At 63.4% G+C, this 13988-nt stretch carries 16 protein-coding genes; 1 reads left to right on the forward strand and 15 read right to left on the reverse strand.

Translation table 11 applies throughout. The annotated features are described in order from the left end of the window. Positions 1 to 3 precede the first annotated feature (3 nt). The 6 genes from WEB61_RS04955 to dnaE form a co-directional block, all read right to left on the reverse strand. The gene (locus WEB61_RS04955; protein ID WP_368063236.1) at positions 4 to 750 is read right to left on the reverse strand and encodes an isoprenyl transferase; all 747 of its coding nucleotides are present in this window, start codon (positions 748 to 750) and stop codon (positions 4 to 6) included. Between the two features lie 104 nt (positions 751 to 854). Then, positions 855 to 1418 carry a ribosome recycling factor gene (frr, locus tag WEB61_RS04960; protein WP_368063220.1) on the reverse strand — a complete coding sequence of 188 codons (564 nt, stop codon included), beginning with the start codon at positions 1416 to 1418 and terminating at the stop codon, positions 855 to 857. A gap of 40 nt (positions 1419 to 1458) precedes the next feature. Continuing rightward, complete coding sequence (gene pyrH / locus WEB61_RS04965) at positions 1459 to 2184, reverse strand: UMP kinase (protein WP_368063221.1); 726 nt, start codon at positions 2182 to 2184, stop codon at positions 1459 to 1461. 134 nt (positions 2185 to 2318) lie between these two features. After that, entirely contained in the window at positions 2319 to 3245 is a 927-nt protein-coding gene (gene tsf, locus WEB61_RS04970; RefSeq protein ID WP_368063222.1) for a translation elongation factor Ts, read from the reverse strand. A gap of 43 nt (positions 3246 to 3288) precedes the next feature. After that, complete coding sequence (gene rpsB / locus WEB61_RS04975; protein ID WP_368063223.1) at positions 3289 to 4047, reverse strand: 30S ribosomal protein S2; 759 nt, start codon at positions 4045 to 4047, stop codon at positions 3289 to 3291. 240 nt (positions 4048 to 4287) lie between these two features. Then, positions 4288 to 7704, reverse strand: a complete 3417-nt coding sequence (gene dnaE / locus WEB61_RS04980) for a DNA polymerase III subunit alpha (protein ID WP_368063224.1) — start codon at positions 7702 to 7704, stop codon at positions 4288 to 4290. Between the two features lie 180 nt (positions 7705 to 7884). Between dnaE and WEB61_RS04985 the strand changes: the two genes are divergently transcribed. Then, on the forward strand, positions 7885 to 8307 hold the full coding sequence (locus tag WEB61_RS04985) for a hypothetical protein (protein ID WP_368063225.1): 423 nt from the start codon (positions 7885 to 7887) through the stop codon (positions 8305 to 8307). A gap of 15 nt (positions 8308 to 8322) precedes the next feature. Here the strand turns inward: WEB61_RS04985 and WEB61_RS04990 are convergent, their stop codons facing one another. The 9 genes from WEB61_RS04990 to WEB61_RS05030 form a co-directional block, all read right to left on the reverse strand. Then, complete coding sequence (locus WEB61_RS04990; RefSeq protein ID WP_368063226.1) at positions 8323 to 8598, reverse strand: type II toxin-antitoxin system Phd/YefM family antitoxin; 276 nt, start codon at positions 8596 to 8598, stop codon at positions 8323 to 8325. Positions 8599 to 8648: 50 nt separating this feature from the next. Beyond that, positions 8649 to 9074, reverse strand: a complete 426-nt coding sequence (locus WEB61_RS04995) for a GFA family protein (protein WP_368063227.1) — start codon at positions 9072 to 9074, stop codon at positions 8649 to 8651. A gap of 5 nt (positions 9075 to 9079) precedes the next feature. Beyond that, entirely contained in the window at positions 9080 to 9475 is a 396-nt protein-coding gene (locus WEB61_RS05000) for a GFA family protein (protein ID WP_368063228.1), read from the reverse strand. Between the two features lie 9 nt (positions 9476 to 9484). Beyond that, positions 9485 to 9622: a hypothetical protein gene (locus tag WEB61_RS05005; protein ID WP_304735940.1), complete on the reverse strand. Its 138-nt coding sequence runs from the start codon at positions 9620 to 9622 to the stop codon at positions 9485 to 9487. A 239-nt stretch (positions 9623 to 9861) separates the two neighbouring features. After that, a complete protein-coding gene (locus WEB61_RS05010) occupies positions 9862 to 10371 on the reverse strand; it encodes an RES family NAD+ phosphorylase (RefSeq protein WP_368063229.1) in 510 nt (169 codons plus the stop codon). Further along, positions 10368 to 10856 carry an antitoxin Xre-like helix-turn-helix domain-containing protein gene (locus tag WEB61_RS05015; RefSeq protein WP_368063230.1) on the reverse strand — a complete coding sequence of 163 codons (489 nt, stop codon included), beginning with the start codon at positions 10854 to 10856 and terminating at the stop codon, positions 10368 to 10370. Before WEB61_RS05015 ends, WEB61_RS05010 begins: the two co-directional genes overlap by 4 nt. Positions 10857 to 11404: 548 nt before the next feature. Next, the gene (locus WEB61_RS05020; protein WP_368063231.1) at positions 11405 to 12115 is read right to left on the reverse strand and encodes an ABC transporter ATP-binding protein; all 711 of its coding nucleotides are present in this window, start codon (positions 12113 to 12115) and stop codon (positions 11405 to 11407) included. After that, positions 12108 to 13400: a lipoprotein-releasing ABC transporter permease subunit gene (locus tag WEB61_RS05025; protein WP_368063232.1), complete on the reverse strand. Its 1293-nt coding sequence runs from the start codon at positions 13398 to 13400 to the stop codon at positions 12108 to 12110. Before WEB61_RS05025 ends, WEB61_RS05020 begins: the two co-directional genes overlap by 8 nt. Positions 13401 to 13430: 30 nt before the next feature. Then, positions 13431 to 13988, reverse strand: a 558-nt coding sequence (locus WEB61_RS05030) for a His/Gly/Thr/Pro-type tRNA ligase C-terminal domain-containing protein (RefSeq protein ID WP_368063233.1), incomplete at its 5' end; no start/stop codon positions are given.

Here is a 13988-nt window from a genome sequence, read left to right on the forward strand (position 1 = left end):
GGCCTATCCTTCGCCACGCGGCACGTCATCGGAGCTGGTCGCACCGAAGCGGCGGCTGCGACGGCGATACTCGCCTATCGCCGCCCGCAACTCGTCAGGTGTGAAATCCGGCCAAAGCGCTTCGGCGAACACTAGCTCGGAATAGGCGCTTTGCCAGAGCAGGAAGTTCGACAGGCGCATTTCGCCGCTTGTCCGGATGATGAGGTCAGGGTCCGGCACGCCAGCTGTGTCGAGGTGTGCAGAAACCGTTTCCGGGGTGATGTTTTCGGGGTCAATGCTGCCGGCCCTGACCTCACGGGCAATGCGGCGCATCGCGGAAGTGATTTCCGACTGGCCGCCATAGTTGAAGGCGATCATCAGTTTCAGCCGGTGATTGTCGCGGGTCAGCGTTTCAGCCTCGTCGATCAGCGCCACGATATCGGGTTCCAGATGGTCGCGCTCACCAATTACGCGGACCTGGACACCGTTCTGGTGCAGTTCCGCGAGGTCGCGGCGGATAAAGAGCCGCAATAGTCCCATCAGATCGCTGACTTCTTCGGCCGGTCTCTTCCAGTTTTCGGAGCTGAAGCCATAGAGCGTCAGATACTCAATGCCAAGCTCGCCCGCCGCCCGGACGATGACACGGACGGTCTCCACGCCCTGCCGATGACCGGCAACCCGCGGCAGATGTCGCTTCGCCGCCCAGCGCCCGTTGCCGTCCATGATGATCGCGACATGCCGCGGCATTGTGCCGGGTGCGGCATCGCTCATCGTGTGGCGGGACTTCAGCATCATCGCCTCAGGTCTTTTTCTTTGAAATATATATAGTTAACACCTTATCTTCATCTTAAATACGAGACAATGCCGGATGACTTTTATACCTGCATGATCTCCGCTTCCTTGTGGGCGAGCGCAGCGTCGATTTCGCCAATGATCTTGTCTGTCAGCTTCTGGACCTTGTCGGTCCACGCCTTGTGGTCGTCTTGGCCCATGTGTGCGTCTTTTTCGAGGCGCTTGAGCTCGTCCATGGCATCACGACGGACATTCCGGACCGCCACCCGGGCGTGCTCTGTATATTTCGCCGCAATCTTGGAGAGCTCGGTTCGGCGTTCCTGATTGAGCTCCGGAATGGGTAGGCGGATCAGGGTGCCGTCGATATTGGGGTTGAGGCCGAGTCCTGAATTGCGGATGGCCTTTTCAACGGCTGAGACCATGCCCTTGTCCCACACCTGTACCGTCAGCATACGAGGTTCCGGAACACCAATGGTGCCGACCTGATTGATGGGCATCGTCTGGCCATAAGCTTCGACGACAATGGGCTCCAGCAGGCTCGCCGAGGCCCGGCCGGTGCGCAGGCCACCAAACTCCTGCTTCAGCGCCTGCAATGCACCGCGCATGCGGCGTTCGACGTCATCGAGGTCAAAATCGGTATCAGCCATTTCCTGTCCTTCCGGTCCTTCTCGTCTTCGGCCGGCCAGTTCAGGCCGCATCCGAAATGATAGTGCAGCGGCCTGCCCCCGTCAGAACATTGAGGAAGCCGCCGGCATCGTCGAGTGAGTAGACGATGATCGGGATGGCGTTTTCGCGCGCGAGCGAGATGGCGGAGGCGTCCATCACCTTCAGGTCGCGCGACAATACATCCATGTAAGTCAGCCGGTCATAGCGCTCGGCATTAGCGACCTTGTGCGGATCGGCCGAATAGACGCCGTCCACCTGCGTGCCCTTCAGGAGAGCGTCGCATCCCATCTCGACGGCCCTGAGCGCCGCCGCAGTATCGGTGGTGAAGAAGGGGTTGCCCGTGCCGGCCGCAAAAATCACGACACGGCCCTTTTCCATGTGCCGGACGGCACGGCGGCGGACATAGGGCTCGCAGACCGTCATCATGGGGATTGCCGATTGAACCCGTGTCGGCACGCCGATACTCTCAAGGGATTGCTGCATCGCGAGTGCGTTCATCACCGTCGCCAGCATGCCCATATAGTCGGCGCTGGCGCGCTCCATGCCCTTGGCCGCACCCGACAACCCGCGAAAGATGTTGCCGCCGCCAATGACAAGGCAGACCTGGATGCCCGCATCGGTCGCCTGCTTGATTTCGCTCGCGATCCGTCCGACCGTATCGACATCGATGCCGTACTGCCCCTCGCCCATCAAGGCCTCGCCCGAAACCTTGAGCAGGACGCGCGTGTAGAGCGGTTTCGGGGACATATGTTCTCTTCCATCAGACATGGCGGGACGCCCGACGGGCACGGCGTTGAGGCCGAATCCGCCGGTACGGCCCAACAATAACGCCCCCGACGCACAATGGCGAAGGGGGCGTCAATTCAATCGTCCAAAACGGCTTAACCGCGAGCGGCAGCCGCCACTTCGGCCGCGAAATCCGACTCTTCCTTTTCGATCCCCTCGCCCAGGGCGAAGCGGACGAAACCAACGACGCTGACCGGCGCGCCGATTCCGGCTTCCGCGGCCTTGACCGCCTTTTCGACCGTATTGTCGGGATCGATCACGAAGGCCTGCGAGAGCAGGACAACTTCCTCGTAGAATTTGCGAATGCGGCCCTCGACCATCTTCTCGATGATGTTGTCCGGACGACCGCTTTCCTTTGCCTCGGCGATCAGAACATTCCGCTCGCGTTCGACGATAGCGGGATCGAGATCTTCCGTGCGGGTTGCCAGCGGATTGGTCGCGGCGATGTGCATGGCAATCTGGCGGCCAAGTTCGGCGAGCTTCGCCTTGTCGCCCGTCGACTCGATGCCGACCAAGACACCGATCTTGCCAAGCCCGGGCACGACCGCGCTGTGAACGTAAGCCGCGACGACGCCGTCGGTGACGGAGATCGAACCGACGCGGCGCACATTCATGTTCTCGCCTATGGTGCCGACCATTTCGGTGACGTAATCCTTCACCGATTTCGACGTGCCCGGATAGGTCGAGGCAACGAGCTTGTCGAAATCGCCATCCGTCGCCAGCGCGGCGGTTGCGATGTCGCTGACCATCTTCTGGAACTGCTCGTTGCGCGCGACGAAGTCGGTCTCGGAATTGACTTCTACGACCGCGCCCTTCGTGCCCTGCGCCACAACGCCGATCAGACCTTCGGCCGCGACACGACCAGCCTTTTTCGCTGCCTTGGCGAGACCCTTGGTGCGCAGCCAGTCGACCGCCGCCTCCATGTCGCCACCCGTTTCGTTGAGCGCCGACTTGCAGTCCATCATGCCCGCGCCGGTTTTCTCGCGCAGTTCCTTCACCATGCTCGCGGTGATTTCAGCCATTGTATTTCCTCGGTAATCGTATGAAGCGGAGCGGCCGGACGCCTTAATCGGCGGTGGCCGGCACCTCGACAACAGGCTCGGCCTCGGCGCCGACATCCGCACCCGACGCGGCATGGCTCTGCGAGATGCCGTCGATGACAGCGCGCGAAACGAGGTCGCAATAGAGTGCGATCGCACGGGCTGCGTCGTCGTTGCCGGGAACGGGATAGGCGATGCCGTCGGGATTGGAGTTCGAGTCGAGGATCGCGACGACGGGAATGCCGAGCTTGCGGGCTTCCTGAATCGCGATTTCTTCCTTGTTGGTGTCGATCACGAAAATCAGATCAGGCAGGCCGCCCATGTCCTTGATGCCGCCGATGGCGCGCTCGAGCTTGTCGCGCTCGCGGGTCAGGTTCAGGACTTCCTTTTTGGTCAAGCCCTTGGCTTCGCCGGACAGCATCTCGTCGAGCTGGCGCAGGCGCCGGATCGAATTCGAGATGGTTTTCCAATTGGTTAGCATGCCGCCGAGCCAGCGGTGGTTGATGTAGTACTGAGCGCATTGGCGCGCGGCGGCGGCGATCGGATCGGAAGCCTGACGCTTGGTGCCGACGAAGAGCACGCGCCCGCCGCCCGCAACCGCGTCGCGCACCGCGACGAGAGCCTGGTGGAGGAGCGGCACGCTCTGCGCCAAGTCTATGATATGTATGTTGTTTCGGCTGCCGAAGAGGAAGGTTTCCATCTTCGGATTCCAGCGATGTGTCTGGTGGCCGAAGTGAACGCCGGCTTCCAGCAATTGACGCATAGAGAAATCGGGAAGTGCCATGGCACTTGTGCTCCTTTTCCGGTTGAACCTCCGCGGGGAGTGAACGGCCCTGAAGCCGCACCGGACCGACTAACCCTATGTTTTCCTTCACAAAAAGGAAGTGGGAGAGCCGAACCCCGCGTGTGGAATGGCGCCTTGATAGGCGCAAAACGGGCAAAAAGCAAGCGCTGACAGGCCGTTAGCACAGCAGCACTGACAACAACCGTACCCCCCCTCTGTCACGGAACTGTCATAAAACTGTCATATATCCTGAACCTCGACGATGCCGGGGATCGATTTCACCGCGCCGCGGACCTGGGGGGTGACGCGGTAGCGTCCCTTGAGACGCAGCTCGACCTCCCGTCCCCCGTCGCTCATCAGGACCAGAGAGACGAGACCCTTGCCGCGCTCGCCGAGACGCGCCTTGACGGGCTCGAGGGCGGCCGCATCGTCGAGAAATATCTTCAGACCCTCGCCGGCATCCTTCACGACCTCGTCGACGGTGCGGATCGACTGGGCGCGGAGCTTGACCTCCTCGCCGGCGCGATCGACCTCGACGCCGATGACGACCGAACTGCCCGGCTCCATCAGGTCGCGCGAGCGGGCGAGGACTTCGGAGAAGACCACGATCTCGAACTGGCCGGTGGCGTCCGACAGGCTCAGGAAGGCGAAGGGATTGCCTTTCTTCGACTTGCGCTCCTGCTTGGCCGTCACGGTCCCCGCCACGAAACCAGCCTGCGTCCCCTTGGCCAAGAGCTCGACGAAGGTCAAAACGCCGGCGCGGCGGAGCGAGGTGCGGTAGTCGTCGAGGGGGTGGCCGGAGAGATAGAAGCCGACCGCATTGAATTCCTCGGTGAGGCGCTGGACGGGCTGCCAGGGCTCGACGGCGGGCAGCGCCGGGGACGCCTCGGGCGCGCCGCCGGCATCGCCGAAGAGGCTCACCTGCTGGCTCTCGCGGTCCTGGGCGGAGGCGTTGGCCGTGCCGAGAACGAGATCGACGGCGGCCAGCACCTGCGCACGGTCGCGATTGAGGCAGTCGAAGGCGCCGGCGCGGGCCAGATTTTCGAAGGCGCGCTTGTTGACGATGCGCGGATTGATGCGGCGGGCGAAATCGAAGAGATCGCGGAACGGCCCACCCTCGCGGCGGACCTCGACCAGATGCTCCATCGCCTGGCGGCCGACATTCTTGATCGCGGCGAGCGCGTAGAGGATTTCACCGTCGGCAACGCCGAACATCGCTTCCGACCGGTTGACGCATGGCGGGCGCACCTGGATGCCGAGACGCCCGGCCTCCTGCTTGAAGATACCGAGCTTGTCGGTGTTACCGAGATCGAGGCTCATGGAGGCGGCAAGGAATTCGACCGGATGGTTGGCCTTCAACCAGGCGGTCTGATAGGCGACGACCGCGTAGCAGGCCGAGTGCGATTTGTTGAAGCCGTAGCCCGCGAACCTGTCGACCAGATCGAAAACGAACGCCGCTTGTTTCGGCGCGACGCCGCGCTCGACCGCGCCGGAAACGAAGCGTTCGCGCTGTGCTTCCATTTCGGATTTGATCTTCTTGCCCATGGCGCGGCGCAAGAGATCGGCTTCACCGAGCGAGTAGCCGGCGAAGACCTGCGCAATCTGCATCACCTGTTCCTGATAGATGATGACGCCATAAGTGTCGGCGACGACGGGCTCGATGGTTTCGTGCAGGAACTCAGGCTTGTCGCGGCCATGCTTGCAGGCGAGATATTTCGGGATGTTCTCCATCGGACCCGGACGATAGAGCGCGACGAGGGCGATGATGTCCTCGATGTTGGTGGGGCGGGCCTGGCGCACCAGATCGCGCATGCCCGAACTTTCAAGCTGGAACACGCCAACGGTTTCGCCGCGCGTCAGCATTTCGAACGTTTTTTCATCCTCCAGCGGAAGATTGAGAAGATCGACGGCGATGTCGCGGCGGGCGACCAGCTTCACCGCCTGATCGAGCACGGTGAGGGTCTTCAGCCCCAAAAAGTCGAACTTCACGAGGCCGGCCGGTTCGACCCATTTCATGTTGAACTGGGTCACCGGCATGTCGGAGCGTGGATCGCGGTAGAGCGGCACCAGCTCGTCGAGCGGACGGTCGGCGATGACGACGCCCGCCGCATGCGTCGAGGCATGGCGGTAGAGCCCTTCGAGACGCAGGCCGATTTCGAGCATGCGGGCCACGCCTTCGTCCGACGCCTGCTCTTCGCGCAGGCGCGGTTCGCCCGCGATCGCCTCGGCAAGCGTTACGGGTGCTGCCGGATTGTTGGGCACCAGCTTGCAGAGACGGTCGACCTGACCATAGGGCAATTGCAGCACGCGGCCGACATCGCGCAGCACGGCGCGGGCCTGCAGCTTTCCGAAGGTGATGATCTGCGCGACGCGGTCCTCGCCATAGCGCTGTTGCACATAGCGGATCACCTCGTCGCGGCGATCCTGACAGAAGTCGATGTCGAAGTCCGGCATCGAGACGCGTTCGGGGTTGAGGAAGCGTTCGAAGAGGAGGCCGAAACGGAGCGGGTCAAGGTCGGTGATGGTGAGCGCCCAGGCGACAACCGAACCCGCGCCCGAACCGCGGCCCGGCCCGACCGGAATGCCCTGCCCCTTCGCCCATTTGATGAAGTCGGCAACGATCAGGAAGTAGCCGGGGAAGTCCATCTTGATGAGGACGTCGAGCTCGAAATTCAGGCGGGCGTAGTATTCCTCTTCCGGTGCGACGGTTTCGAGCGTCGCGAGACGTTGCGCTAGGCCCTCTTCCGCCTGGCGGCGCAGCTCGTCGGCCGCGCTGACGCCGGCGGAGAATTTCGGCAGGATCGGATCGCGGGTCAGCGGACGGACCGCGCAGCGGCGCGCGATCTCGACGGTGTTTTCGAGCGCCTCGGGGATGTCGGCGAAGAGCGCGACCATTTCGGCCTGCGTCTTGAAGCGATGCTCGGGCGTCAGGCGGCGGCGGTCGGCCTGCACGACATAGGCGCCCTCGGCAATGCAGATCAGCGCGTCATGCGCTTCGTAATCGGCCTCGGCGACGAAATGGGGCTCGTTGGTGGCGACCAGTGGCAGGGCATGGGCATAGGCGAGTTCGATCAGGGCCGGTTCCACCTGACGCTCGCGGGGCTGGCCGTGGCGCTGCAACTCGACATAGAGGCGGTCGCCGAAAATCTCCTTGAGGCTCAACAGCAGTTCTTGCGCCGCCGGGCGCTGGCCGGCTTCGAGCAGGCGGTTGACGACACCGTCCGGGCCGCCGGTGAGGCAGATCAGGCCTTCATGATGGGCCGCCAGCAGGGCCATCGGCACATAGGGCGGCTCGCCGGGCTCGGGACCGAGAAAGGCGCGGCTCGAGAGCTTCATCAGGTTCCGGTAGCCCTCCTCGTCCTTGGCCAGCAGGGCGAGCATCCCGCAAGGCTCGCGGCGCAAGGGGCCACGGCCGGGTTCCTCGCCCCCGTCGAGCAGGATCGGCAGGGTGCAGCCGACAATCGGCTGGATGCCGGCCTCGGAGAGGGTTTCGGAAAACTCCAGCGCGCCGAAGAGATTGGCCGTGTCGGTGATGGCGACCGCCGGCATGCCGTCGGCCTTGCAGAGCTTCGGCACTTCCTTGACGCGGATCGCGCCCTCCAGCAGCGAATAGGCGGTGTGGAGGCGCAGATGGATGAACTGAGGCGAGTCGGGCATGCGCTATTTTCGGGTGCCTGACGGCGAGAGTCACGCCCGCAGGGGCCTCGCGAGCGCCGAAACGGGTTTTAGCTGTGGACAACCGGACCGTGACGCATTTCAAAACATGCAGAGCGTCCGTCTATCGGGATGAGAACGCGGCGCGGGCCAGCGGGACGGCGGCCGATTTCGGGGGACACGATGTTCTTTATCACCTGGACGGGAAAGGGATATGTGACGTTCCTCCTTCTCATCGGCGCAATATTCGTCGTGGCGGCGTTGTATGTTTACGGAACGATGATGCTTCCCGACAACGTCTTCGGGGACACAGATTCGGCTGACGAGAATGTGTGGTACCTGTTTTCCTTCTACATGCTGTTCATGGGCCTGGTGACGCTGCCGCTCGGCCGCATCTTTCTCAAGGAACCGCTGCGGGAAATCGTGTACGACCGGAAGACCGGCACGCGAAATGTGATCGTCACGGAACACACCGTCCTCGACGTGAATGTGCGTTATCACGCTTGGATCTTTTTCGGGGTGGGCGCCATCTGTCTGGTTTTCGGTCTTCTGGAGACCGCAGGCATTCTCAAAACGGGGATCGAGCAATATTTGCAAGCCCGATGACGCGGCTGCGTGCCATCAGGCCGATGCACGTTTGGCACGCAGCCGGGCCACGACATCGCCGACCGGCTTCGTCTTGCCCGCAGCCACGTCCCGATTGCCCAGCGCCAGAATCTTCAGCAGCGCCAGCGTTTCCTGTGTTTCCTCATAGGAGGCCACATCCTGCAGGACCGCCTTTGCTTCGCCGTTCTGCGTGATGATCAAAGGCTCACGTCGTTCGGTCAGACGTTTCAGGACTTCGGCGGTGTTGGCCTTGAGATACCCGATCGATTTGATCCGGGACGCGCGGCGCATGATCAAATCTCCAATTTCCCGGTAATACCAAATGCGCGAATGCGGCGCGCCTAACCGGGGTCCAGATCGTGCTGCCGGGCCTGTTCGGGGATCAGGACGCCGGGGAGTTTGCGGCTGGTCCAGATGTGATATGCGGCGCCGAGGTCGACCGGCTCGTCGAGCGAGCCGCCCTTGATGCTGACTGTTTCGTCCCGCTCCCTGTTGCCATGCCAGACGCGCGAGCCGCAATCGGGGCAGAAGAAACAATCGAGCGTCCGGCCGCTATCGGTCGGGCGGGACCAGCGGTGGGGTTCACCCTGAACGAGATGGAGATCGGCGCTGCGGACAATGACCGAGATGCCGAAGGCGGAAGAAGATTGCTTGCGACATTCGCGGCAGTGGCAGACATAGACATCCAGCGGCGCGCGCGCGATCTCGTAGCGGAGCTTGCCGCACTGGCAGCCGCCCTTGAGCGGGATTTCATAACCGGTATTCATGGTCGCTACTTCACCGGATGTTCCTGGAACTGCTTTGCGCCGTCGCAGATATCGTACCATGCCGGTTTGGCGCTCACGAATTCATGAAAGGCGTTGCGGACCACGGGATCGTCGTCGAGACAGTTCGCGGCAATGGGAAAGGCGTCTTCGCCGGACAAAGGCTCGCCCAGCGCCGTGCCGCATTTCCGGCAAAAGCAGCGCGCGAATTTGAACGGCGGCTCCGGCTCGCAGCGCGCGACGAATTCCTCTCCCCTGAGCCAGCGAAAGGTTTCCCTTTTCACGAAAACGATGGTGCTGGCTCCCGCCTTTCGGCAGCGCGAGCAATGACAGGTCCCCATCACGACCGGCGGGGCGGAGAGTTCGAACGCGATCGCGCCGCAGAAACAGCTTCCACCGATCATGCCGGTCCCTCAGCCGATCAGGGCTTCGGCGATGCCGACCCAGGCACCGGCCGCCCAGATGAAGGCGGCAACCGAGATCAGCGCCGCCACGTCCTGAAGCCAGTCACCGGCTTCGCTGTCCCTTGTCCGGTTCCACATTCCACGCATTGGCCGCCCTCCATGAGTTCATGTAATGTTCTCAATCGGACTGTTGCCCGTTTGTTCTTTCGTGTCAACAGGCAGGCACGGCGCAATGCGCGTTCGGAGACATGGGTTACACCCGTTCGGGGACATGGGTTACAGGTCCCGCGTCCCTTTCAGGCCACGACCGGCGCAAAACGCGCCTGCCCGGGGACCGGTTTTCGGCCCATGGATCCCCCGAGTTCACAAACGAAGTGCAACAGCTTTCAGCGCATGGCGGGCGAATGGAGCCTGGGGTCGAGGATGAGGGGTTCCTGCGACTTGAGTTCGTAGGCGCCGGCAGCATCGGCAGCGACGAAGACAAGGTTCCAGCTATGGCTCGAGACGACGCTCGGTATGGCAACGAATTTGTTTTCCGCCAGCAGGGCGTCGCCGAAGGTCTGTTGTGCGGCATCGGGGATGCCCGGTCTCAGCCAGCCGGGATCGGGAATGGAGGCGGGCTCGACGACGCGGACGCCGGCGGGCGCGGAAATCGTTATCGCGCTGAGGATGTGGGGCACGGTGTCGAGCGCGTCGAAGCCCTTGTGAACGGCCACTTCGAGGATTGCCGTCGCCGGGTCGACTGCGCAATAGACCGCGCGGCGGCCACGCCTGTTCCAGCGCCCCCCAATGCGAAAGGCACCCTCACCGCTATCCCATGCGGATGCATGGCGCGCGTGGTCGATGCGCCAGACCACAAGTTCGCCGCCGCCAAGCGGCGCCGGCAAGGGCGTCATACGTAGACGCCATATTCGAGCTGTGTCAGGAAGTCCTCGACCATCTCGACGCCGGCCGGCGTTTCCAGCAGGTCGATCGGCCGCTGCCGGTCGAGCCCCATGGCCGGCCGCTCCAGCCATTGTTCGGCCTCCGGCTGCGAGCCGAGGAGATCGGTCGCCTTTGCCAGAATCTCGGCGAATTTCCAGGTGCGGCCGCTCTGCTCGACGCTGAGGCGACCCGCCGGCACGTCCTTGCGACGCTGATAGGTGCGCAGGCTCATACCCAGCGCCCGTTCAAGCCTGCCATCTGTCATCCCGAGAACCGTCAGACGGCCAACGAGGCGGGTCAGCGCCTGCGCGGGCAGACCCCGGCGGATCACTTCATGGGCATCGAGGGGGGTGCGGATCGCGCGGCGCAACACGCGCGCGCCACCCAGCAGATCGGCCGCGCGCTGCTGCTCCGTCGGCTCCGCATCGTGAAGGCTCGTGCCTGCGATTTCGGCCATCTCAGAGATCTCCGCCACTTGTCGTTTTTAATATGACATGTGACGAAACCGGATTCAAGGGTTTGCGGCGGATGACCGGCCCGCAGGTACCGAATTGCGATGGCTTAGCGGCGCTGGAGCCGCGGGCTAAAGGCCGTCCGAACCGGTCGGGCAGCGGAAGGATTCCGCGCCGTCCGTCCCGCCGGTGCAAAAAGCAGTGCATAGGCGAAAAGCATCGCCGCCACGCCGATCCAGCCCCATGTCGCCAACCCCGGATCCGAGGCCAGCAGCGGCGCCGCGCGTTCGGCCAAGGCCCCAAAGGACCCTTGCAGATCGACGGCGACAAGTTGTTGCGTTTCCCCCCTCAAGGATTCGCCCTCCTCCTCCATGTCTCCCGGAGACGATGGTAGGCCTAAATTCCGAGTCTATAGAAGGGTCTTTTTGGGGGCGGTAGACAATCGCCGCGCCCCCGCCCCAAACGGCCCTCTTTTGTCTGCATTTGCAGACAAGCTGCAAAATGGGCCGTTTGACCCTCCCCGAGGGGAGGGTGGAAGCTTGTCCGTTCAACCTCAGAGGCTCTGGAAGGTGGCGGCGAGGTCGGCGCCTTCGAGGAGGCGGCCCTCGTGGAGGAGGACGACGCGGTCCATGTGGCTGGCGATGTCGAGATTGTGGGTGGCGACAAGGGCCGCGACGCCCTGGTTGCGGCAGATGCCCAGCAGTTCGCCGAAGACCATTTTGGCCGTTTTCGGGTCGAGGTTGCCGGTCGGCTCGTCGGCCAGCAAGACGCGCGGGCGGTTGGCGAGGGCACGGGCAATGGCGACGCGCTGCTGTTCGCCGCCCGACAGTTCGGCCGGACGGTGGACGGCACGTTCGGCGAGGCCCATGCGCGTCAGCAATTCGGTGGCGAAGGTTTCGGCGCGGCGGCGCGGGACGCCGGCAATCATCTGCGGCAGGACGACATTTTCGAGCGCCGAGAATTCGGGCAGCAAGTTGTGGAACTGATAGACGAAACCGATTTCGCCGCGACGGATCGCGGTGCGGCGGCTGTCGGAAAGCGCGACGGCTTCGCGACCGGCGACCCAGACCTCGCCCTCGTCCGGTGCTTCAAGGAGGCCGGCGATGTGGAGCAGCGAGGATTTGCCGGAGCCCGAGGGGCCGACCAGCGCGACAATCTCGCCTGCATGGATGTCGAGATCGGCGCCGGCGAAAATGCGCAAGGTCTCCTCGCCCTGCTTGTAGGTGCGGGTGATCCGGCGGAGGCTGAGAACGGCATCACTCATAGCGCAGCGCCTCGACGGGATCGAGCGAGGCCGCGCGCCATGCCGGATAAAGCGTCGCGGCGAAGGACAGCGCCAGCGCCATCAGCACCACCGCCGTCACCTCGCTCACGTCGATCTCGGCCGGCATGTGGCTCAGAAAATAGACTTCCGGCGAGAACAATTCCGTACCCGACAGTTTCGACAGCCATTGGCGCAGGGTTTCGATGTTGAGACAGAAGACGAGACCGAGCAGGAAACCGGCCATGGTTCCCACCACACCGATGGAAGCGCCGGAGATGAAGAAGGCGCGCATGACGGCGCCTTTGGTCGCGCCCATGGTGCGCAGCACGGCGATGTCGCGGCCCTTGTCCTTGACCAGCATGATGAGCCCCGAGACGATGTTCAGCGCCGCGACGATCAGGATCAAGGTCAGGATCAGGAACATCACATTGCGCTCGACCTGCAGCGCCGAGAAGAAACTCTGATTGGTCTGCTGCCATGTCTGTACATCGCAACAGTCACCGGCGGCGGTCCGAACCGCGGGCGCAACCGCATTGACGCGATCGGGATCGCCGATGCGGACTTCGAGCGCGCTGACGCCCTCGAAGGTGCGGAAATACATGCGCGCCTCGTCGAGCGGCATGAAGACGAAGCTCGCATCGTATTCCGACATGCCGAGTTCGAAGATGGCAACGATCGGGTAGGCGCCGACGCGGGGCGCGGTGCCGAAGGGGGTGATGGCGCCGCGCGGCGACAGGAGCGTGACGTTGTCGCCGACGACCAGACCGAGCGATTGGGCCAGGCGCGAACCGACAACCACGCCGCCCCGATCGAAACCGTCGAGCGAACCCGCCACGATGCTGCCGGAAATGCTCGTCATGCTTTTCAGATCGCGCTCGCGCATGCCGCGCACAATGGCGCCGCCGGCATTTCGCGGGCTCGAGACCATGACCTGGCCCTCGACCAGCGGCATGACGCTGACGACACCGGGCAGCTCGGCGATGTTGGCGGCCATCTCGTCGTAGTTCATCACATGCGTGCCGACGCCGCGCACGAACATATGGCCGTTGAGACCCAGAATTTTCGAGAGGAGTTCGGTGCGGAAGCCATTCATCACCGACATGACGATGATCAGCGTCGCGACGCCGAGCATGATGCCGGCAAAAGAAAAACCGGCTATGACCGAGATGAAGCCCTCGCGGCGGCGGGCGCGCAGATAGCGCATGGCGAGCAGCCATTCGAAGGCGCCGAAGGGACGCGCCTTGCCGCCTGAAGTTTCGATGCCGGGCCGTGCCGTATCCGTCATATCCCGTCCTCGATCACGCTTGTTGAGCGTTCAGCCGGCGAGTTTCGCCAGTGCCGCCTCCGGCGAGAGCTCGACGCGTTCGCCGGTGGCGCGACTTTTCAGTTCGACTACGCCGGATTTAAGGCCGCGCGGACCGACGACCAACTGCCAGGGGAGACCGATCAGGTCCATGTTCGAGAACTTGGCCCCTGCCCGCTCGCCGGTGTCGTCGTAAAGCGTGTCGATGCCGGCGGCGGCGAGCTTCGCATAGAGGTCCTCGCAAGCGGCATCGGTTTCGGCGTCGCCCGATTTCAGATTGATCAGGCCAACCCTGAAAGGGGCGACCGCTTCCGGCCAGACGATGCCCGCCTCGTCATGGCTCGCTTCGATGATGGCGCCGACAAGGCGCGAGACGCCGACGCCGTAGGAGCCCATCTGGAGCGGCACTTCCTTGCCGTCGGGACCGGCGACGACGCAGCCCATGGCTTCGGAATATTTCGTGCCAAAGAAGAAGATGTGGCCGACCTCGATGCCGCGCGCGGCAAGGCGCTTGCCGGCCGGCACTTCGGCCTCGAAGCGGGCGACGTCGTGCTTTTCATCGGTCGCCGC

The sequence above is a fragment of the Parvibaculum sp. genome, assembly GCF_040882025.1.
In the GTDB taxonomy this organism is placed as follows: domain Bacteria; phylum Pseudomonadota; class Alphaproteobacteria; order Parvibaculales; family Parvibaculaceae; genus Parvibaculum.